Raw genomic sequence first — 21,196 nt, 5'->3', positions numbered from 1 at the left:
GAAACCTTCGAACTTTACTTCATCACGAAAAAAGATTATTCTGATATTGAAAAAATCATTTTCAATTCCCGTCTGTTGATCTTTTACAGATCCACTAAACGTGTTTTAAAAATATTACAGACTCACTAAAACTCTCACCACATCATGATTTTTGAAAATGAACAACATTCTGTTTTACAGGATACACATAATCTTTCGTTTGTAGCAAACGTTATTAATTTCCATGGAGATAAATCTTTCATTCTAAACTCTTTACATAAAATAAAAAATAATACGATCTGTAAAATCAAACGAAAATTAATCAATAAATATATTAAAGATTACACGCTTCATCTCAATCAATATATTGAAAATGAAGATCTTAATTCAAAGCCGGAAAACTATGAGCTTTCACCAGCTTATGTGAGACAGTCTTATAATAAGGTTGTAAAAGAAAATGAATATTTACAGAGGCTTTTAACGATTATCAATGATTAAAATTTAATGAATCAGAAGTATTCTGGCTTCTTCCAGATCGATTTTCATGAGATATTTTTTGATAACATCTTCATTTACATCGTCATTATGTTTCTGGTCTAGAAGCCATGCTCTCTGTGTGCTTAAAACATCAAGATAAACATCTTTTACCTCTGAAGTTAGTTTTACTTCAGTCTCAACATCCGCTTTTCCTTTCAAATTTTCATGAATTTGTTTTAAAAAAGCACTTCTTCCCAATATTTCGGAGTGATTATTCGTGATATGATCTGCGGTATGTTTTGCAATTTGTCTTTTGATTAAATCTTCTGCTTCTTCATCAGGCAAATAATCATTGAAAGTGGGAAGTTTAATTTTTTTGATCAGATAAGGAAGCGTAAGTCCCTGTACCAAAAGCGTGGTTAAAATAACAATGAAAGTGATAAATAAGATTAAATTTCTCTGCGGAAAAGCAGGTCCACCAGCATATAAATGGGTTGGTATTGACAATGCTGCAGCGAGAGAAACCACTCCGCGCATTCCCGTCCAGCCCAGTACAATTGGAGCTTTCAGTCCCGGACTTCTTGTATCTGCAACGGGAATATAATTTCTGGCAACTAATGTGATCAAGACTGCACCGTAAGCCGATAAAATCCTTACAACAACCAATACTCCTGTTACCATTAATCCATAAATGATAGCATCAGAAAGTCCGACTCCTTCAAGACCTGAAGTAATTTCCGGTAAGGCTAAACCTATTATAAGAAATACCAATCCATTCAAAACAAATGCAAGACTTTCCCAAACATTGAGACCTCGCAAACGAGATGAAGTACTTAAAAAACGATGCCTGTTATTCGATAAAAGTAATCCACCACTTACAACAGCCAAAACTCCCGAGCTGTGAACTTCTTCTGCCGCGATATACATTACATAAGGAGCAACAATGGTTAAAATGGTATCCATATTGGCGTCGGTGGGAAGATATTTATGGCCTTTCATGAAGATAAAGCCGATTAATAATCCGATTCCAATACCTCCGACGAGCATCCAAGAGAAACTTAAAGCTGCATCAGACCAAATAAATTGCCCTGTTGCAACCGCGATCATCGCAAAACGGAAAATTATTAATGAAGAAGCATCATTCAGTAAACTTTCTCCTTCCAAAATGGATGACATTCTTTTTGGGACATTTACAAATTTTAAGATTGCACTTGCACTTACTGCATCTGGTGGAGAAACGATTCCTCCTAATAAGAATCCAAGTGCTAAAGAAAATCCGGGTATAAAATAATTCGCAAAAAATGCTACAGAAATAGCCGTAAGAAAAACCACTACAAAAGCAAAACTGCTTATGATGCGTCTCCATTTCCATAACTCTTTCCATGAAATCGCCCAAGCTGCTTCATATAATAGAGGCGGAAGAAATATTATAAAAATAAGTTCCGGATCAATATGAATCATCGGAATGCCGGGAATAAAACTAATGCCAAGCCCAGCAATTACAAGCAATACAGGATAAGCAACCTTTATTTTATTGGCTAACATAATGAGCAATACAATTGCCACAATAAGGGATAAATAGAATGGAAAATCTTCTATCATTTGTGTATGTTTTTTTATTAATGCAATGATAATGAATTATCACTTTTAATCAAAAAATAGCTCAAACATATTTAGATTTAAAAAGAATTAAAACTTTTCACAAATTTTAAAAATCTATAGTAAAACTTTATAGCAAAAAAAGAGAGGACAAACGCCTCTCAATTTATATAATTTTTCTTGTGTGTTTATAGAATCGAAACCTGTTTAAAATCAATCAAATTAATTAATATAATCTTTGTACTGATAAAAACAGTTCTCTTGTATTGTCAGCTGTACTGGAATCTGATGTTGTATTATTACTTGTTCCTGTTGTAGATTTATTATCCACTCTGAAAGCATAATACACTCTGTACCATCTTGGCTCCGGCTCCTGAATCGTGATGTCAAAAGTTACCGTTTCATTATGAGTTTGTGTAAGATAAACTCCGTCGTCAAATTGTCTGTAAGCTCCCGGTGACAGCTTTATATTTCCATTGTCCGAATCACCTGTGTGGGTAGACATTTCCGAAACCCAGATTTTCATATCAGAAGTTCCGACATTGTAAAGACGTGGATTAAAAGTAGTTGCAGCTCCGGTTCCTGAAGAATTACCGTCAAACTGAGCATCAAGCCTTAAAACACCTCCCAACACAGGAAGGTCTGTAAGATAAGTACTTGCCAGAATATTTATTCCTGAGGTATTTGCGGGAATACTTCCGTGATAATAAACCAGTTCGCCAATCAGAATATCATTATCGTTTCCTCCGAAAGCAAACTTCCAGGTTTCACCGTTGAACATGTAATATCCTGGTTTATCAACCTTTGCTGTTTTTACAGAAGGCGTTCCCACTGCCTGCGTTACATAAACCAATGCTCCGGTCTGATCTGCAAGATAAACCAAATCCTTAGCTTTAAGCTGATCTCCTGTCATTCGGGGAGCGATTACTCCATCTGCCGAAGTTGCCACGTCAGGTTTTCCTATAACGTCTAATGTCGCTTTAGGAGACTCTGTATTGATACCTATTTGAGCGTAAGTTTCCGTTGAAAAAAAACTCAATGCTAAACCTAAAAGAGATAATTTTAATTTCTTCATGTTTTATAATATATTATTTGTGTCTAATTTATAATGAGTACAATTTCAGAGATATCATTTTATTTTATTAACTCTTTTTTATCTTTGTACTAATAAAATTTCTGATTAAGAACTGGTGCAAAGTTATTGGCGTCGATAAATCAAATTTTAAACACATCAATGAAACCCTGAAAATAGCTTACATTATTTATTTCATTTAAAATCAATGATTTAATACAATTAATTCCTAGATTTGACTGATGAAAAAGATAATTATGACTATTATGAAGTAATATTTTAAACAACAAATGATAATTACCGATCCTATAAAACTTCAAAAAATAGAGAAACACAAAAAAGATCTCGTGCATTATTATGTCATCTTAATGTCGGCTGTGCTTTTTGTGTATGCTCTTATTTTTACGTTTCTTATTCCGGATAAAACGATCTCATGGTATCTTTATGGCGGGGCATTTTTTCTGTCATATTCTTATTTTATGATTCGTAAAAATTATTCTATCAATATTCTGGTTCATACGTATATTATTCTTGCGTCTTTATATAATTTCTACATCATGCTTGCCTTTTGGAATAATTCTGTGGCAAGTTTCGTCTGGTTGATGCCTATTCCATTGGCTGCCTATGTGTTTTTTAACCGGAAATATGTGATTATTTACAGTGTATTTATCTTAATTAATATCATTTTAGGCTATTTGATTTCTAAAAATTTTGATTTTAATTTTCAAGAGCATACCAAAGAAGATGTGAAACTGACGGATACTTTTTTGGTGATCTCCAATGTTGCAGTATTCGCGCTGATTATTTATTTTAAAGACAAGATCAGACGAGAAGAAATTTATCATGAGATTGAACAAAAACAACAGTCTGAACCGAGAATAACCGTATCTGTAGAAAAAGATACTGCGTTTGGAGATGAGCTATTTGAGAAAATAGAAAATATGATGACAGAAAAACTGTCTTATAAAGATATTAATTTTAATATCTCAAAACTGTCTACAGAGCTGGAGGTTAACAGCACTTATATCTCAAAAGCGATAAGACAACACGGCTTTCCAAATTTTAATAATTATTTGAATATTCACCGCATCAATTGTGTGAAAAAACTATTGAACGAAAACGATCTTGAAAAAGTAACCTTGATGTACATTTACACGGAGGCCGGATTTTCGAATCAGTCAACATTTAATCGTGTTTTTAAGCAAATTGAAAAAATTACACCTTCGGAATACATCAATACTTTGCAGACGATCAATATTTAATTCTAAATCGGTTTCAGCGATGAATATTATCGAAATAAAGCGTTTTAGAAATTAAAAAAATATCAGGAAATTTACAGATTATAAAACTCATCAAGAATATAGTTCTAGAATGGTTTTAATTCTAAAAAATCATGATCACACCTGAAAAAGCATACAAAAGCAGTAAACGTTTCCGATATATAAAACTTTGTATCTTTCTTTCAGGGCTTTCTGTATTTGCACAGCTTTATCTTTTTCAGCCTTTGTTACCGATGGTTGCAGAGCATTTTCACACGACTGTTGGCGATAGTTCCCTACTCGTTTCGTCCGCTACAATAGGAATGGCTTTGGGTTTATTCTTTTTTACCTTTAAAGCAGACAGTTATTCAAGGAAAAAACTGATGATCTTTTCATTGCTTTCCTCCGCTGTACTGACAATTATTTCAAGTTGGGTTCAAAGTTTACCTTTATTAATCGCAATTGGTGTTTTAAAAGGTTTTGTGATTTCAGGAGTTTCTTCGGTTGCGCTCGCCTATCTGACGGAAGAAGTTGAGCTTTCTGTAGTTGCCTTGGCCATCAGCATGTATCTCAGCGGAAATACCATCGGCGGGATGAGCGGGAGAATTTCAGCGACAATAATCGCCGGAGAATTGGGATGGAGAAATGCCGTTTTGATCATCGGAATTGAAAGTTTGATATTAGGTTTACTCTTTTGGAAATTTTTCCCCGATTCAAAGTTTTTTAATTCTCAAAAAACAGATTATTCTCTGAAATTGAAGCAAATGATGAAGTTTCTTACGGACTCTTATATGCTTCGTCTATACTTAATTGCAGCACTTCTGATGGGAAGTTTTGTGAGCGTTTATAATTATCTTACGTTTCGATTGGAATCTGCACCATTTTCATTAAATCATTTTTGGATTGCTTTTATATTTCTGATGTATACTTTCGGGGTTTTCGGGACGATGATCACAAGCAGGATATCAAAGAAAACAGACCGGAAAAATATTCTGAAAGGCTCTATTCTATTTATGCTTGGCGGAATTTTATTTTTACTTTCTGAAAATATTTATATTGTGATTTTCGGACTTGGATTATTTACGCTTTCGTTTTTTGCGGCGCATACTATGGCAAGTCAGATGACGGCTTTGCGTGCAAAGGAAGGAAAATCTTCTGCAACGTCTATTTACTGGCTTTTTTATTATTTTGGCTCAAGCATTTTGGGAAGTGGTACGGGCTATATCCTCCATGCAACTTCCTGGAAATTCTTTATTTTCTTCCTTATTTTCTCTATTATCATTGCTTTTTCACTCACTATTGATAAAATTTCCCGTCAATAAAGAATATTACATACCACACATATACCACATTATTTGAGTTTAAAAATGACCTCACGTTAATGTAATCAACATATAATTAATTATTTAAGAAAAATATTAATTATTAATTATTAAAAAGATTAAATAAATTTACCGTGTAAGGCATAATATTTGTAAACATAACTGTACCAACACGCACATTCAATATACTTTTAACCTTAACACAAAATATTATGAACGTTGTAGATCTTAAAATTAAAAATTTAGTGGAATACAGAAATCAGATATTTACAATAACTGAGATATTCCAGGATAATGAAAAAGATTATTTTGTAAAAATAGAGAATGATATTCACAGTTTTTCTGTTTCAGCAGAATCTATTACACCTATTCAGATTACTGAAGAATGGTTAGAGAAATTCGGTTTTTCAAGAACATACAGCTCAGAGCAGCGTATCAGATATGAAAGACCGGAAACGTTCATTAAATATGATATCGACCTGAATCCAAGAAAGATCGTAGAAGGTTTAAAAATCTACGGAAATTCTATTAAATGTAAATATATCCATGAGTTCCAGAACATTTTTTCGTGTTTATTCGGAAAAGAACCTGCTCCTGTGAACTATGGCCTATTGAAGACCGAATCTTAGTTTAATATATTATCACAAAAAAATCCACAGCTTTTTAGTTGTGGATTTTTTATGTTTAAGCGAATTTTATTCTTCAACCAAAACTTCTTCATAGCTTACAGGATCAACTTCTTCCTGATACTGTTCCCATTCTGATTCAAGTTGCTTGTTGGTTTGCATTTCTTCTTCCAATTTCAGAGTTTCTCTGTATTGTTTTGCTTCGGCAGCCATTGTCCATTTACAGCCGATTCCGATAGTCTCGATGTAATTCTTAATATCATTGATTCCTAATTTAAAAAACTCTTTTCTAGGATTGATTTTATTAAGTTGACTTTTCATAAACTTCTTATGAAGCTGTCTTTCCAACGTTGGAGCATCATCAGAATAAATCATGGCATGCACATCAAACTCAAACGGAACACTTGCGTCTCCAAGCTCTCTTACTCGATCCAACGGTTCCAAACGTCTTGTCATTCCTATTTTATAAATATCTTCGCCAAATGATCCGATATTTGAAATAATATACACATTCCCCGATCTTGTCTGTTGAGCCATTGAAATTGCTCTCTGGTTTTTCTCTTCAGCCTGCTCAAGCTTATTCTGTAACTCTTCTAACTTTTGTTGGAAAAGCAATTTTTCCTCTTCATTTGCTCTGGAAACCTGAGATTCAGCCTTTTCGATCAGTCTTTTTAAGGTTTGCTCTTCTTTTTCAGCATCTTTTATTGCCTTTTCAAATTCTTTACGAGCTTTTTCTTCTTCTCTTATCTGCTCACGGATCTGCCTTTGTTCTTCCTGCTCCTGCCATCTTAGCTCTTGCGCTACGACAGCCCATTTCAACTCTTCAAGTCTCGCTTCATGATAAACATTGGATATTCTTGCTTTTCTGAATGCTTCTCCATTAAAATTAACCAATTGAAAAGCATCATTTATTTTTTGTTTAAGAATTCCATAATTATCTTTTTTTACGGTAGATAAGATACTTTCTACTTTTCCGTTGTAAGCATCAATTACAAAATCGATGGCGATATTTTTTCTATATTCATCAACATATTCACAAAGACCTGCCTGCCTGTTTGTGATCATTAATTTATTGTTCAAACGAAGTTTTTTAAGATTTTCTCCGGCTTCTTTATGACCGAAATCGTCTGCAAGTTCATCTAATAAAGTATACGTTGGAATGATATATTCATTTCCGTATCCTTTAATTACATTTTTCATGGCTTTAATTCGATCTGCAATAAGATCCGCTTCTCTCAGACTTCGGTAAGCGTCACCTCCTATTGATTCTGCTTTATTTTCTGCATTTTCGATGATTCTTTGAGTTTCTCTTACTGCATTTTCATACAATAATTCCACTTCTCTGGTTCTTTTTTCTGTGTATTCTCTTGTAATTCTACGAGATTCTCTAGATTGTTGCTGAGCTGTATCTAATTCTAACTGTGCTTTTTCTTTTAATTTTATACTGTCTTTTTCAGCTTTCTTTAAAAGATATTCACATTCCACCTGAATATTAAGGATATCCTGATATTTGCTTAAAGCATCGTTATTATTTTTAAGCTGAATATTTTTTTCTTCGACAGATTTTTTATCGATTTGAAGGTTAGATAATTCCGCTCGCAATCTCTGAATTTTGTCATTTAATGATTTTTTATCTGTTTGATGATTGGTTATTTCATTTTTTAACTGATTAATTTCCAAGTTCAAACGAGCAATCTGAGCATCTTTTTTAGTTATTTCTTTCTTAAGATTACCTGATTTAATGAAAGCAAACATCATTAAACAAAAGAAAATAATGATTAGTACAATTCCCATGGTTAGATTATAAATTAGTTTTTAATTATTAGTCATCGCAATAATACTAATAATAATTTGACATTTTTTACGGTTAGCCATAAATTAGAAGCAATGTTCGATTAAAAACCGAACATTTTTTAACGAAATATATTCCCGACAAAACTTAATGAACTTTTTTGTTTTGAATCTTTAAAAATTGTCTGATAATAAGGAAAACTACTACTTTGTGTAGCAGGAAAATACTTTAAATGAAATACTTTTGAAGAAATAAAAAATCATATTATGGAAGAGAGATATTCCAGAAACCGACTTTACATAAATTCGGAGGAACAGGAAATCATTAAAGCCACTCCCATCCTTTTTGCAGGTAGCGGAATCGGAAGCAATATCGCAGAATGCGCCCTGCGAATCGGCTTTGAAAACATTACAGTTGTAGATGGAGATGTTATTGAAGTAACCAATCTGAACAGACAAAATTACACAGAGAAGGAAGTTTCAGAATATAAATCTAAAGCGCTGTATGACCGCCTGAAATCTATCAATCCAAATGCTAATATTAAACATATTCAGGAATTTATAACGTTTGACAATATTGAAGAAATTGTAAATGGACATACAATTGCTGTGAATGCACTCGATTTCACAAGTAATATTCCACTTTTCTTTGATGATTTATGTAAAAAAAGCGGAATTCCGGTTCTTCACCCTTATAATTTGGGCTGGGCAGGTTTAGTTACCGTTATTTCTCCTACAGGCCCTACTTTAAGCAGCATTAGCCATAACGACAGCTTTAACGAACTGAAAATGGTAGAATACGTTGTCGGGTACCTTAGATTCTGGGAAAAACGTAATGAATGGCTGGAAAAGATTATTGAAGATTACAAACAGGAAGAAGGTAACCTTCCTCCACCTCAACTTGCTGTAGGATCTTGGATCGTAGCAGGAATATGTACGAATATCATGTTTAATATCGCAACACAAAAAGAATACAAAAGATTCCCTGAATTTTATCTAAGTTCAGTAATGTAAGACAATTTTCATTGTCTTACATTTTTATAATAATTTGTTATTTTTGGCATAAGCCAGAGCTTCCGTGATGTTATTCACCCCAATTTTCTCGAAAAGCTTTCTTCTGTGAAATTTCACAGTATCCGCAGATACAAATATCTTTCCTGCAATCTCGTTTATTGTAAGCCCGCTGGCATATAAACTTAATATTTCAAGCTCTCTTTGTGAGAGTTTTTTCTTTTCCTCTTTTATCCATCTGTTTTCCGAGAGATCATATTTCCAGATGTCATCAGAGCCTTCTTTATTGATCAAAATATTCCCTGACGAATTGGTAGGAGAAAGTGAAACAATACACATCGCCTTCCAAATTTTCCCATTTCTTGTAAGAAACATCGGCGTAAGTTTATGATTGATTAATATGACATTTTTCTTATCATTTATAATATGAAAATCATAAGAAATTGTATACAGTTTTCTTTCGTTAATAGGTAGTTTTTCGTAAAACTCAAATCCTACATCATTTATTTTAAGTAAAAGCTGTTGATCATCGCTTATTACATTTCTAAAATAGAAAGCATATCCGAGATCTCTTACTTCTTCAGGAGATAATCCACATAAGAATAAAGGATTATCTGAAACATACTCAAATGATTGCTTCTGATAATCAATTATATATAAACTTTGATAAGTTATTCTTGCAAAAGCTTTCACAATTTCTAAGTAATCACCCGTCTGCATAAGATCGATATCTGCATTGCCTTCGATCTCGTTTTTTTCTGTAAAAAACTTTTTTATTTCATCCATAATCCCAGTAAAAAAATTCCACTACCCCAAAGTGTAGTTTTTTATGACTTTTTAACAAATCTACACAAAAGTGTAGCGATTTCCAAAGCGAACAACGATAATTTTAGAAAAAAATTAATCAAAACCATGCACAAATCACAATTTAATCCGATTTACAATAATGAACTTTACAATCTTGCAAAATTTGTTGTTGAAGAAAATTTTAATCACCATAATGCAGATTCTAATGAGGATCTGAGAAACGAAATTACAGCAGTTTATAAAGAGGAAGCTTCTCTTAATGACTCTAAAATTTTCTTCTCAAAAGATTTCAGTAATTCTATTACTGGATCTATAAGAGTTGTACGTTGGAACAAGAAAGACATATTGCCTATCGAGAAATTGTTCAGCATCCACCCTTACCAAGTTATAGAAAATCAAAATATAGATATCTGGCACATCGGAAGGTTTGCAGTAAAAAAAGACAGATCCGGATTTAAAACTTTTAAAGCTTTAATGACCTCAGCAATTAATGAAGTTTGTAAGAATGAAAACTCTGTTGCTTTGGCTGAATGTGATGCAAAACTTTTAAAAACATTAATTCTTTTGGGAATAGAATGTACAACACTTTCCGAGTCTATAGAATATCTGGGATCTGAAACGATTCCTGTACTTATCTCTTATGCAGGATTAAAGTCTTTTCTAGATAAAAATAAAAATTTACTACACGAAGGTTTAACAACTGTACAAAAAGGAGCTATACTGAAGAAAACGGCGTAAAAACTACACCTTTGTGTAGTATCAAACTAAACTATAGTGTAGTGTTTTTATCTCTCGGACTCAGTAATATTGTAATGTAAAACAAGAACAAATAACCAACCAAAAATGAAAACTTCAAAATTATTAATATTTAACAAAAAGAGATTCTTATATATACTTGCTGCTGCTTCACTGGCATCATGCTCAGATAAAAACAATAGCTACGGAATTTTAAACAGCGATAAAAGTATCAATTCTAAAAGTGCTTTTGATTTCATTAAGAAAAATGCTATTTTAAATTTCCATGTGAGTGCGGCGGGAGTTCAGGAGCAGGATTCAAAATTCATCAATGATGAGGATATTCGCGAGAACATTGAGCTTTCTTATGACAGATCTAAAGAAATGATCAACTCTAATGTAATATCAGATTATAGTTTTGTAAATTTTGTTCTTCCTTATAAAGTTAATTTCTCAAATGACTTCAACTGGAGAAAAAACGTTCTTAAAAATTACGAGCTTCCAAAAAACTATAGTTTAACTACTGAGAAATCTGTGATCGAATCTTCGAATTATTTAAACAATAAAATTAAAGGTTTGAATCTTCCTTACTCTGATCCATTTCCACAGGAAGATTATTGGTCGTTCAATGATTTATTAAAAGAAAAGAAAGGTTCTGACATTGCTTTGGTCAATTTATCAACTTTCATCAACAAAGCCAACGGAATACCTGTAACTATAGACTATGCACCGGTTTGGGGAAATGTAGACGGCGGAAAAGCCTGGAACGCATTGGTTCTTAATGATAAAAAATCATTTGCCTTTGCAGGAGGTTCTGATAATATCGGTTCATACAATCCTACAAGAATTATTCAAAGTATAAAGGATACGCTTAACAATACTTACACCGCAACAAAAGTTTACAGAAGAGGTTTTGTACCTGATACAGCTTCAGTTTATTTAAAATATTACAAAACATTGAGCAAACTGGGATTCACTTCAACGTATTCTGATATTGATGTTACGGATCTTTATGCTAAAACTATCAAATATAATGTAAATGGCTTCTATAATGATAAAACCGAGCTTGCCTTGCTTTCTGTTTTCAGTTACAACAAATGGCTTCCGATAGCAGCTATCAGCCCGAAACGTAAGCAAATGGTTTTCGATAAAGTGGGTGTAGGCGCATTATATCTCGTACACACACCGGATAATTCGGGTAAAAAATCTCTGTTCTATGTAGATAAAACCGGAAAACTTCTATTCTTTGATAAAGCTAAAACCTCAGCGATCAATATTACACAGACCGAATCTACAGCTACAAGAATGAAAAATATGGCTGCAAATAACAGAAATGCTTCTAATATGGCTGCATTGGCGCAAAATACAATCAATTCTAAGCTGGAAAACGGAAAATCATATACTTTGTATAAGTTAACCGACAGCAGTTGGGAAAAACAGGAAACTAAGCCTGTTGCCAATAATACATTGTCATTTTCTAGTAAATATCAGGACGGAATTTATCTTGCAGCTCCTGAAAAAGAAGAAAAAATCAACTCCAAAAGACCGTTTATTCTGGTTGGTGGAAAGATAGTCTTCATCTAAAAAAACTACAACTTTTAAAGCAAAACTTCATATTTCTCTTCACATAAATTAGAGAGACAGGGAAAACTTTATCCAAAAACTAATAACCATTTTAAACAATTTATACATGAAAAACTACAAAAAACTTCTCTTGGCAGGTTTTGCGGTTGTACCCCTCGCACTATCTTCTTGGACTTCCGAAGAATTGGGAAATGAGCTTAAAAGCATTGAAAATAATCAAGCTACTACTGTTTCTGATATTGAGATAATAGGCACAGGTTTAGTAAAAACGGATAAAGTAATAAGAGGTCCGAAAGGAGCAACGGTAAAAAATGTCAAAGACGATCTTAACACTAAAGTTGTATCCGCAGACACCCCAACTCCAACCAATCCTTCTTTTGAGGATATCGTAAAAACTTACAAATAATAGAGATTATGAAAAACAACAAAAAACTTTTATTGGCAGGATTTGCAATTGTTCCTTTAGCTCTTTCTTCATGGACTTCTGACGGATCAAAAAATGATCTTGCAAATACTACACATCAGGAAAATAGCAATACATATATTACAGAAGATATGGGTACTGTAATTGTTGGGAAGCTTACAAGAGTTAACACAGACAAACCTGGTCCTTCAATGAGCAGACTAGATATAGAAACTGTAAAAACCAAAATTGTATTTTCAGATGATACACTAACTCCTTCCAACCCTTCTTTTGAGGATATCGTAAAAACTTACAAATAGTAGTCCCATGAAAAACCACAGAAAACTATTATTGGCAGGATTTGCAATTGTTCCTTTAGCCCTTTCTTCATGGACTTCTGAGGAACCTAAAATGAACTATCAAAATACAGATGATCACAGTCAATTATCTTCTATTGAACGAATTGGAACTTTTGATACGCAAGAAGATAATGTTGTACAAAGTAAAAAAAATGCTGTTAAGTTAAATAACTCAGACATTACCATTGACAAAGCTATTGCAACAACAAGAACACTGGAACCTCAGACATCATTTGAAGATATTTTAAAGGATTATCAATAAAAAAGTATTAATCATGAAAAACAACAGAAAACTATTACTGGCAGGTGTTGCGATTGTTCCTTTGGCACTTTCTTCCTGGACTTCTGAAGATCCTGTTTCAAAAATTAGAACTATTGAAAATCAAAATTCAATTTCTTCTATTGACAAGATTGGAGCAACAGATGTTGTTGTAGATGTTTCAGAGAAAAACAAAAAAAATGTTATCGCTTTTATAGATAAAACCGACGCTCCGAGTAAAGTTGTTACAACAACAAAAACACTGGAACCAACCACATCTATAGAAAGTATTGTAAAAGCTTATCAATAATTTAAAACCAAACTAATAACCATGAAAAACTACAAAAAACTTCTCTTGGCAGGTTTTGCAGTTGTGCCCCTCACATTATCTTCTTGGACTTCTGAAGAGCCAAACACTCAATACCAAAACATTGAGAATCAGAATTCAAAGTCTTCTAACGAAATAATTGGTACTACAGATGTTCAGAACGTAATTATTGTTAAAACTAAAACCAGTAAACTCGACAGAACCGATTACGGTCTTAATCCTGACAAAATTGTAACAACAGATAGAACGTTGGATCCTACCATAACATCATTTGATGAGATCGTCAAAGTTTATCAATAAAACTAAATAATTAACCATGAAAAACTACAGAAAACTACTTTTGGCAGCATCTGCAATTGCTCCTTTGGCACTTTCATCATGGACATCGGAAGATCCGGATGCCAATTACAGAAATATTGAAAGCCAAAATGTGAAATCTTCTATCGGAGATATTGGTACCGCAACTGTTTCTAAAAATTTTGTTTTTAGTAAAAAAGTAACAGCTCAACATGATGATGCAATAGTAGGGCCAAGAGATATTGGTGCAAGCTCAAAATTGGCAACCGATCTGGAACCTTCTCTGTCATTTGATGATGTTCTAAAAAATTATAAATAAAAACCTTAAAATAAATATTAACCATGAAAAACTACAAAAAGCTGCTACTCGCGGGTCTTGCAATAGTTCCGCTGGCACTTTCCTCCTGGACCTCAGGAGATCCACCCGATGCCAACTATCAGAAAATCGGGAATTATGATACCAAAACTTCAATCGGAACAATTGGTCAGGCAGATGTATCAGGAGAAATACTGATTACAGACAAACAAAGAGTTACAGAAAGACAATCGCTCCTCAGAACAGGACAAAATCTCATCAAAACTCTGGAACCCGTTCCTACGATTCAGGAAATTGTAAAAAATTATCAATAAAACCTTAAAACAAATAACTTATGCAAAACTACAAAAAGCTATTATTAGCAGGGCTGGCAATTGTTCCATTGGCATTATCTTCTTGGACATCATCGGAAGATCCCACTGCAAAAATGCAAAACATTAAGGATTATCCTTATTCAATGCTTACTTCTAAACAAGAGGAAATGGGAGCCGGATTTTTACAAAGTATTTTCACTGTAAAATCTAAGAAAACAGTAATTAATGTTTCAAACATGGAAACTGTAGAGATCGCTGAATCTAAAGTGAAAAGCACAACGATCGAAAATCCTACTCTTTCAATCGAAAGTATCTTAAACGATTACAAATAATATTTAAAAACAATAAAAATCATGCAAAACTACAGAAAACTATTATTCGCGGGACTGGCGATCGTTCCTCTAGCACTTTCTTCGTGGACTTCTACAGGAAACGATACGAAATACGGAAACGGAGATGCAGGCAAATTGGCAGATTCTTCAATCGAAATCATCGGAGATACAGCTGTAAGCAGCTCTGTGACAGTAAAAACTAAAAAGAAAGTTCTTTCCGTATCTACTATCGAAGAAGTGAGCGTAGCTGAGAAAAAGGCAATCAGCGTATCGTCTATCGACACTACACTTTCTTTCAATGAGATTGTAAACAATTACAAATAACATTTAAAAACAATAAAATATTATGCAAAACTACAAAAAACTATTATTCGCAGGATTAGCGATCGTTCCAATGGCTCTTTCTTCTTGGACTTCTACAGGAAATGACATTAAATACGGAAATGGTGATCAAAACCAAGTTGCTTCTATCGATTTGATCGGTGATACTGCAGCAAGCAGCGTGGTAACTTCTAAAACTAAAAAGCACGTTTTTTCGGTATCAAGTATTGAACAAACAAACGTTGCTGAAACTAAAGTAGCTATCGTTACAACACCAACAAACCCTACTCTTTCTTTTGAAGACATGGTAAAAAATTATAAATAACCATATAAACAATAAAATATTATGCAAAACTACAGAAAATTATTATTCGCAGGATTGGCGATTGTTCCTTTAGCTCTTTCTTCTTGGACTTCTACAGGAAATGATACGAAATACGGAAACGGAGACGCTAGCAAATTAGCAGATTCTTCTATTGAGATCATCGGTGACACCGCTGTAAGCAGCTCTGTAACAGTAAGTACTAAGAAAAAAGTTTTTGCTAAAGAAACAATAGATACTAAAGATGTTGTAAGCGAAAAAGCAATCAGTACTTCTCTTGGAAAGACTATTTCTTTCGATGACGTTATCCAAAATTACAAATAACCATTAAACAATAAATTATTATGCAAAACTACAGAAAACTATTATTCGCAGGATTAGCAATCGTTCCTATGGCTCTTTCTTCTTGGACTTCTACAGGAAATGATACGAAATACGGAAACGGAGATCAGAACCAAGTATCTACTATCAATCTTATTGGTGATACTGCAGCAAGCAGCGTGGTGACTTCTAAAACTAAAAAACATGTTTTTGAAAAATCAAGCATCCAGGAAACGAATGTTGTTGAAACTAAAGTAGCAACATCTCTTGACCCAATCCTTACGTTTGACAAAGCTATCGAAAATTATAAATAATATTATTCAACTCACACATTCAGTTGAAGTTCTCAACTGAATGTGTTTTAAAAAACTTTTAAAACCATGAAAAAATCTATCTTAATCTTACCAATCGCTTTATTAACTACAATCTCTTTATTGTCATTCAACAAATCAGATGATGAAGTACAAACTGTAAAATACGATACAATCGGCAAAACTGCATCAATGGATGACGAATTGGGAGCTTTCATCAAAAGCACAGTGATCACCAACAAAAGCTTCAAGAAAGAATGTTCTGTAGATGTATGCGTAAAGAGAGATGCGGTAAGCATTTTCGAAACTAAAATTGTTTCTGCTATGGAAGAACCAACTTTAGATATCAACAGACTTATTACAAACTATAAATAACTATAGCCATGAAAAGCCTTTATTTTTACCCACTATCAATTATTTGCGGAATCCTTTTCTTTTCCTATTCATTTACAATAGAAAGAGGTAGACATACTTACCGAAACCATTGGAATATTCCGGCTGAAAAAAATCTAAAGATTAAAAATTCTTCAAAAGAAAAATTAGAGGTCGTTTTATATAATCCTTCGCTTACAGATGATCTAACATATATTACAGATAACAACGAGATCAAGAGGCTACCGAAGAATGATTCTATTAAAACGAAGATCAATTTTGCGAATGAATTTTATGTTGTCAATAATTCTGACAAGGAAAGTGTTTTCAAAATAAAAATATTGAACAATAGTGGAAGAATAAAGGCTTTTTTAAAAAAACCAAGTTCCAAAAATTAGCATTATGAAATCACTAGTAGTTTATTATGACGGTTGGTGCCCACGATGTACCAAATTTATGAAAACCGTAAAAAAAATAGATTGGCTGCAGGCAATTGATTTTCATTCTCTCCGGGACAGAGGATCAATGAAAGGGATTGATTTTGCACTGGCCGAAAAACAAATGGCCTCTTATAGCAATTCCTGGGCATACGGTTATGAGTCTATCTTCAGAATATTATCAAGATTACCATTATTATGGCTCTTCTTCCCTGTTCTTTGGCTCATGCAGGTTACGAAAATTGGTCAGGCATTATACATACAGCTTGCTGTAAACAGAAAAATAATACCGATCCACTGTGACGATAATGTCTGTAATATTTAATTATTAATTTTTTGATACAACTAATTTACCATGAAAAACTCAAAACTCTTTTTCATATTCAGTATGGTACACATTGCATTGATACTTATTGTATGTACATCCAGTACCATCGACTCTTATGAAAAATCTACATCTTTTGTGAAAAACTCTTTCACAGACGGATTAAAAGACACTAAAGAAAACATCAGAGAATTCAATTCTCTACCGATCATTCAGGAATACCAGGCTTTTGCAGGAATCAATGCAGGCTATGGATTCTTCGCACCGAACGTTGCAAGTTCTTACATTTTAAAAGTATCAGTTTATGATAAAAATAAAAAACTGGTGAAAGAATCTTATTTCCCGCCATTCAAATCTAAGGAGGGATTAAACAGATACCATACTTTACTAGGATATTTTCAGGACAGATTAACGATCCTTGAAAATAAAATGCAGAAGAAAACATCTACAGATTTTAATGAATCTGATAAATACGGTGAATTCTTAGACATCTTCATCAAAAGTATCGGAAGATATTATTACAAAGATTATGATTCTAACAAATACAACATCTCTTGTACATTATATCTGCACCATCACCCGCTTTTACAAGAAATCACAACAGCTAACAAAACTAAACCAGTACTAATTAAATTACTTGACATCGATGCTAAACCTCTTAAGAAAAACTAGATCACTTCCTGTACAATTTTATCAATTCTTCAATGAATACAGACAGGACGACAAATTGTTCTTTGCATTTTTTAGAATCTCAATGGGATTATTCTTCTTAGTGCACCTTTTGTCAACGCTTACAGATTTTAACTTATTATTTACCAATCAGGGCTTAATTCCCCTGGAAATAATAGAGTTCCTAGGTTCAGACCATATGCCGTCTTTCAATTTTATAATGAAACTTTTCGGCACGATGAATGTTCAGGAAAGCACGGTAGTAATGTCTTATATTATACTTTATATCGTTGCCTGCGTATCTCTGACAGTAGGATTTATGAGCAGAGTATCGGCAGTTATTATTTTAGTTCTTCATTTAATTGTATTTCAGTCTTCAAGTACTTTTATGTACGGAATAGATTTCTTTAAATCGATTGCAATGTTTTATTGCATCCTTTTTCCACTGGGAAGTTTCTATTCTGTTGATTCTAAAATATTTAAAACTAAAGAATTCAACCCTACACCATTCAGGAATTTGTTGAGAATACACTTATGCATTGTTTATTTTACTTCAGGATTAGACAAAGCTTTCGGAATCAATTGGTGGAACGGAGAATCTATCTGGAAAGCACTACATCTGCCAGGATTTCAGTCATATATCTTAGATAATAATTATGACCTATTTGTTCACTTTCCTATCATTCCAACAATCATCGGAATCTCAACCATCGCTGTAGAATTGTTTTACCCATACTTTATGTGGAAAGCAAGCACAAGAAAATACTTTATATGGATGGTAGTATCTCTACACGTAGGAATAATCATCGCAATGAATTTATATTTCTTCGGAGCTTTAATGATCCTTCTCAACCTAAGCGCATTCCTAAACCTTGAGGAATCTACAAAAAAGGTTCCAGTAATAGCATAACAACATTATGAATCATTTTCAAAATAAAACAAGCAGAGCATTAATATTACTATCTTCAACGATAGTAATATTAACCTCCGCTCAACAAAAAGACACGGTAAAAAATGAAAAGAAAATTGAGGAAGTTAAAATCACTCGTTCTGCAGTAAAATTCAAGAACGGAAAAATAATTATTTCAGCAGAAAATACACCGGTAAATGATTCTAAAAACACTTGGGAATTTATAAAAAATTCAGGATATGCAGATGCTTCAGAAGACGGAATGATCAAGATCAAACAAAAATATACAACAGTGTATATTAATGACAGAAAAATTCGTCTTTCCAGCATGGAACTTAAAAGCTACCTTGAATCTATTCCAAGCAAGCTTATCAAAAACATAGAAGTAATCGGCACTCCCGACTCTTCTTATCCGGCAGATGAACAATCAATCATCAAAATAAATTTAATCAGCAGCAGTATTGAAGGTTTAAAACTGGGAATCGGATCAAGCCTAGGTTTCACTAAAAAAATGAACATGGCGGAGAATATCAACGTCAATTTCAAATCAAAAAAATTCGAATTTAACACGCTGATAAGCAGTACTCACACCAACGTTTTAAACACCGTAAACTCACAAAGAGAATACAAAAACAATATCTGGGATATCAACCAGACCTCGGATGTTCAGAGACATTCAAACATCTACTCTTTTTTAGTCAATTATTTTGCTAATAAGAAAAACAAATTCAGTCTATACGCGGAATACAACCCTGCAAACACGACAAGCAAGTTGAATGCAGACAACGGACTTCCAACAAGCGACAGGCTCATCAAAAAAGACTCGATTTTTAAATATAACTCAAATTATGAAGACAGTGGGAGAAGTACGAATCTTCAGGCAAATTATCAGTTTCAAAATGATTCCGCAACCCAAAAACTTAACGTACAATTTGAATATTTAAATACAAATAAAAGAACCAATAACCGTTTCAAAAACCTTTATTATGTACACCCGGAATATGTAGACGGAAACCAGATCGATGATTCTTCTTCAAGAAATATCAACATGATTATTGCCAATGCCAATTATACCCTTCAAACTAAAAAATTAGGTACATGGTCTGTAGGTGGAAGATTATCATACAGTGACATCAATAATCCGATCAACATCACAGTAAATGATATGCTGTCTCAGGAAGCTACACAAAATTACAGTGAAGAACAATATGCCTTATTTTTAGAAGGAAATAAAGAATTCGGAGAAAAAACATATGTAAGGGTTGGGATGAGATATGAAGGAAATGTAACCAATTTCTTTGATAATGATTTAAAATCAAGTTCATTTAAAATTGATGGTTTTTACCCTAATATTTTAGTTCAGCACAATTTTTCGGAGAATTTCCAGACAGAAATGAGCTACAAAAAAACATTGATAAGACCTGATTATTTCTTATTGAACCAATTAAGAAGAAAAAACAGTGACGACAGTACACTTTACACTTCAGGAAATATCAATTTAAGACCTCAGATCGAGCATGAAGTAGATTTTACGATGTATTATAAAAACCAAATGTTATCTGTCGGGATGAATTATTCTCCGAACTACATCAGTACACTGATCGTAAAAAGAGGAGATTATCTTGTTCAGGAATACAATAACTTTAAAATGATGACTTTGTATGCAAGTCTTGCTTTAAATAAAGTATTCAAAGAAAAATATATCGTTAAAAATTACATGAACGTAAATTATTTACCCATCATGGAGTTTGAAGGATTTGAAAAAGGAAAAACCAATTTAGCTTTTAATAACAGAACCGTTTTAGGAGTTATATTTAAGAAAGGATATGCCGCAGAAGCTTCCTATTCGTTTTCCACAGATTTTTATGACGGATTCTTCAAACACGGAAGTACAAATAATTTAAGTTTAACGATTCAGAAGAAAATTCCTCATCTTAACTTAACGACTTATGTGATGTTCACGGATATTTTAAAAGGCCAGAAAAATTATGATCAAGCAATGTACGATGTAACTTACATAAACCAAACTTATAATGATTCACGAGGTATCAGACTCGGTTTATATTGGACTTTTGGAAATCAAAAATTAAAAGAGATCAAAAAAGAAGGATCATTAACGGATGACTTAAAATCCAGAAACAGAAAGTAAATTAGTTGTCTATAAAGAAGGGGCTCGGGTTTTTATAATCTGAGTCTCTTTATTTTTATTAAAAATTGAATCAGAATGCTACAGAATTAACAGCACGGCCAAAATAAAGTGACAAATTTCTTGTTTTCCCGTCTCAAATAGTTAAAATCTCCTTAAATTTTAAAATTACAAGGTAAATATCAATTTTGG

At 33.0% G+C, this 21,196-nt stretch carries 29 protein-coding genes; 25 read left to right on the top strand and 4 right to left on the bottom strand.

Annotation, left to right across the window (positions count from 1 at the left end):
- The first annotated feature begins 144 nt into the window (after positions 1-144).
- Positions 145-477 carry a hypothetical protein gene (locus SB689_RS01030; protein WP_410690240.1) on the top strand — a complete coding sequence of 111 codons (333 nt, stop codon included), beginning with the start codon at positions 145-147 and terminating at the stop codon, positions 475-477.
- A 3-nt stretch (positions 478-480) separates the two neighbouring features.
- Here the strand turns inward: SB689_RS01030 and SB689_RS01025 are convergent, their stop codons facing one another.
- Positions 481-2,058 (bottom strand): Na+/H+ antiporter, encoded by a 1,578-nt coding sequence (locus SB689_RS01025; protein WP_410690239.1) that lies wholly within the window; start codon positions 2,056-2,058, stop codon positions 481-483.
- Positions 2,059-2,281: 223 nt separating this feature from the next.
- Positions 2,282-3,130: a hypothetical protein gene (locus SB689_RS01020; RefSeq protein ID WP_410690238.1), complete on the bottom strand. Its 849-nt coding sequence runs from the start codon at positions 3,128-3,130 to the stop codon at positions 2,282-2,284.
- A gap of 287 nt (positions 3,131-3,417) precedes the next feature.
- On the opposite strand from SB689_RS01020, the gene SB689_RS01015 reads away from it, so the two are divergent.
- From SB689_RS01015 to SB689_RS01005, 3 genes are all read left to right on the top strand, one after another.
- Entirely contained in the window at positions 3,418-4,389 is a 972-nt protein-coding gene (locus SB689_RS01015) for a helix-turn-helix domain-containing protein (protein WP_410690237.1), read from the top strand.
- 131 nt (positions 4,390-4,520) lie between these two features.
- Positions 4,521-5,708, top strand: coding sequence for an MFS transporter (locus tag SB689_RS01010; RefSeq protein ID WP_410690236.1), 1,188 nt, complete (start codon positions 4,521-4,523; stop codon positions 5,706-5,708).
- Positions 5,709-5,920: 212 nt separating this feature from the next.
- Positions 5,921-6,337: a hypothetical protein gene (locus SB689_RS01005; RefSeq protein WP_410690235.1), complete on the top strand. Its 417-nt coding sequence runs from the start codon at positions 5,921-5,923 to the stop codon at positions 6,335-6,337.
- 66 nt (positions 6,338-6,403) lie between these two features.
- Here the strand turns inward: SB689_RS01005 and SB689_RS01000 are convergent, their stop codons facing one another.
- Positions 6,404-8,128 (bottom strand): DUF4041 domain-containing protein, encoded by a 1,725-nt coding sequence (locus SB689_RS01000; RefSeq protein WP_410690234.1) that lies wholly within the window; start codon positions 8,126-8,128, stop codon positions 6,404-6,406.
- Between the two features lie 264 nt (positions 8,129-8,392).
- Between SB689_RS01000 and SB689_RS00995 the strand changes: the two genes are divergently transcribed.
- Positions 8,393-9,139, top strand: a complete 747-nt coding sequence (locus SB689_RS00995) for a ThiF family adenylyltransferase (protein WP_410690233.1) — start codon at positions 8,393-8,395, stop codon at positions 9,137-9,139.
- 24 nt (positions 9,140-9,163) lie between these two features.
- Here the strand turns inward: SB689_RS00995 and SB689_RS00990 are convergent, their stop codons facing one another.
- Positions 9,164-9,922 carry a response regulator transcription factor gene (locus SB689_RS00990; RefSeq protein WP_410690232.1) on the bottom strand — a complete coding sequence of 253 codons (759 nt, stop codon included), beginning with the start codon at positions 9,920-9,922 and terminating at the stop codon, positions 9,164-9,166.
- Positions 9,923-10,048: 126 nt separating this feature from the next.
- Between SB689_RS00990 and SB689_RS00985 the strand changes: the two genes are divergently transcribed.
- The 20 genes from SB689_RS00985 to SB689_RS00890 all read left to right on the top strand — a co-directional run bounded on the left by SB689_RS00985 (position 10,049) and on the right by SB689_RS00890 (position 21,007).
- Positions 10,049-10,681: a hypothetical protein gene (locus SB689_RS00985; protein ID WP_410690231.1), complete on the top strand. Its 633-nt coding sequence runs from the start codon at positions 10,049-10,051 to the stop codon at positions 10,679-10,681.
- A 105-nt stretch (positions 10,682-10,786) separates the two neighbouring features.
- Positions 10,787-12,262, top strand: coding sequence for a hypothetical protein (locus tag SB689_RS00980; RefSeq protein WP_410690230.1), 1,476 nt, complete (start codon positions 10,787-10,789; stop codon positions 12,260-12,262).
- Between the two features lie 106 nt (positions 12,263-12,368).
- Positions 12,369-12,668, top strand: a complete 300-nt coding sequence (locus SB689_RS00975; RefSeq protein WP_410690229.1) for a hypothetical protein — start codon at positions 12,369-12,371, stop codon at positions 12,666-12,668.
- Positions 12,669-12,676: 8 nt separating this feature from the next.
- Positions 12,677-12,985 (top strand): hypothetical protein, encoded by a 309-nt coding sequence (locus tag SB689_RS00970; protein WP_410690228.1) that lies wholly within the window; start codon positions 12,677-12,679, stop codon positions 12,983-12,985.
- A gap of 7 nt (positions 12,986-12,992) precedes the next feature.
- Positions 12,993-13,286: a hypothetical protein gene (locus tag SB689_RS00965; protein WP_410690227.1), complete on the top strand. Its 294-nt coding sequence runs from the start codon at positions 12,993-12,995 to the stop codon at positions 13,284-13,286.
- A 13-nt stretch (positions 13,287-13,299) separates the two neighbouring features.
- Entirely contained in the window at positions 13,300-13,593 is a 294-nt protein-coding gene (locus SB689_RS00960; RefSeq protein ID WP_410690226.1) for a hypothetical protein, read from the top strand.
- Between the two features lie 21 nt (positions 13,594-13,614).
- On the top strand, positions 13,615-13,911 hold the full coding sequence (locus SB689_RS00955) for a hypothetical protein (protein WP_410690225.1): 297 nt from the start codon (positions 13,615-13,617) through the stop codon (positions 13,909-13,911).
- A 16-nt stretch (positions 13,912-13,927) separates the two neighbouring features.
- A complete protein-coding gene (locus SB689_RS00950) occupies positions 13,928-14,227 on the top strand; it encodes a hypothetical protein (protein ID WP_410690224.1) in 300 nt (99 codons plus the stop codon).
- A gap of 23 nt (positions 14,228-14,250) precedes the next feature.
- Entirely contained in the window at positions 14,251-14,538 is a 288-nt protein-coding gene (locus SB689_RS00945; protein ID WP_410690223.1) for a hypothetical protein, read from the top strand.
- Positions 14,539-14,558: 20 nt separating this feature from the next.
- On the top strand, positions 14,559-14,870 hold the full coding sequence (locus SB689_RS00940; RefSeq protein ID WP_410690222.1) for a hypothetical protein: 312 nt from the start codon (positions 14,559-14,561) through the stop codon (positions 14,868-14,870).
- A 21-nt stretch (positions 14,871-14,891) separates the two neighbouring features.
- On the top strand, positions 14,892-15,194 hold the full coding sequence (locus tag SB689_RS00935; RefSeq protein ID WP_410690221.1) for a hypothetical protein: 303 nt from the start codon (positions 14,892-14,894) through the stop codon (positions 15,192-15,194).
- Between the two features lie 22 nt (positions 15,195-15,216).
- A complete protein-coding gene (locus SB689_RS00930) occupies positions 15,217-15,516 on the top strand; it encodes a hypothetical protein (protein ID WP_410690220.1) in 300 nt (99 codons plus the stop codon).
- 21 nt (positions 15,517-15,537) lie between these two features.
- On the top strand, positions 15,538-15,837 hold the full coding sequence (locus SB689_RS00925; protein WP_410690219.1) for a hypothetical protein: 300 nt from the start codon (positions 15,538-15,540) through the stop codon (positions 15,835-15,837).
- A 20-nt stretch (positions 15,838-15,857) separates the two neighbouring features.
- The gene (locus tag SB689_RS00920) at positions 15,858-16,148 is read left to right on the top strand and encodes a hypothetical protein (RefSeq protein WP_410690218.1); all 291 of its coding nucleotides are present in this window, start codon (positions 15,858-15,860) and stop codon (positions 16,146-16,148) included.
- Between the two features lie 66 nt (positions 16,149-16,214).
- Positions 16,215-16,520, top strand: coding sequence for a hypothetical protein (locus tag SB689_RS00915; protein WP_410690217.1), 306 nt, complete (start codon positions 16,215-16,217; stop codon positions 16,518-16,520).
- Positions 16,521-16,528: 8 nt separating this feature from the next.
- Positions 16,529-16,915: a hypothetical protein gene (locus tag SB689_RS00910; RefSeq protein ID WP_410690216.1), complete on the top strand. Its 387-nt coding sequence runs from the start codon at positions 16,529-16,531 to the stop codon at positions 16,913-16,915.
- A gap of 4 nt (positions 16,916-16,919) precedes the next feature.
- Positions 16,920-17,279, top strand: coding sequence for a thiol-disulfide oxidoreductase DCC family protein (locus SB689_RS00905; RefSeq protein ID WP_410690215.1), 360 nt, complete (start codon positions 16,920-16,922; stop codon positions 17,277-17,279).
- Positions 17,280-17,309: 30 nt separating this feature from the next.
- Positions 17,310-17,951: a hypothetical protein gene (locus tag SB689_RS00900; protein ID WP_410690214.1), complete on the top strand. Its 642-nt coding sequence runs from the start codon at positions 17,310-17,312 to the stop codon at positions 17,949-17,951.
- Positions 17,926-18,858: an HTTM domain-containing protein gene (locus tag SB689_RS00895; protein WP_410690213.1), complete on the top strand. Its 933-nt coding sequence runs from the start codon at positions 17,926-17,928 to the stop codon at positions 18,856-18,858. The genes SB689_RS00900 and SB689_RS00895 overlap by 26 nt, the downstream gene beginning before the upstream one ends.
- Before the next feature lie 7 nt (positions 18,859-18,865).
- Entirely contained in the window at positions 18,866-21,007 is a 2,142-nt protein-coding gene (locus SB689_RS00890) for an outer membrane beta-barrel protein (RefSeq protein ID WP_410690212.1), read from the top strand.
- Positions 21,008-21,196: the final 189 nt, after the last annotated feature.

The organism is Chryseobacterium sp. SIMBA_038, from assembly GCF_046535115.1.
In the GTDB taxonomy this organism is placed as follows: domain Bacteria; phylum Bacteroidota; class Bacteroidia; order Flavobacteriales; family Weeksellaceae; genus Chryseobacterium.
This window is presented reverse-complemented; position numbering and strand designations above follow the sequence as displayed.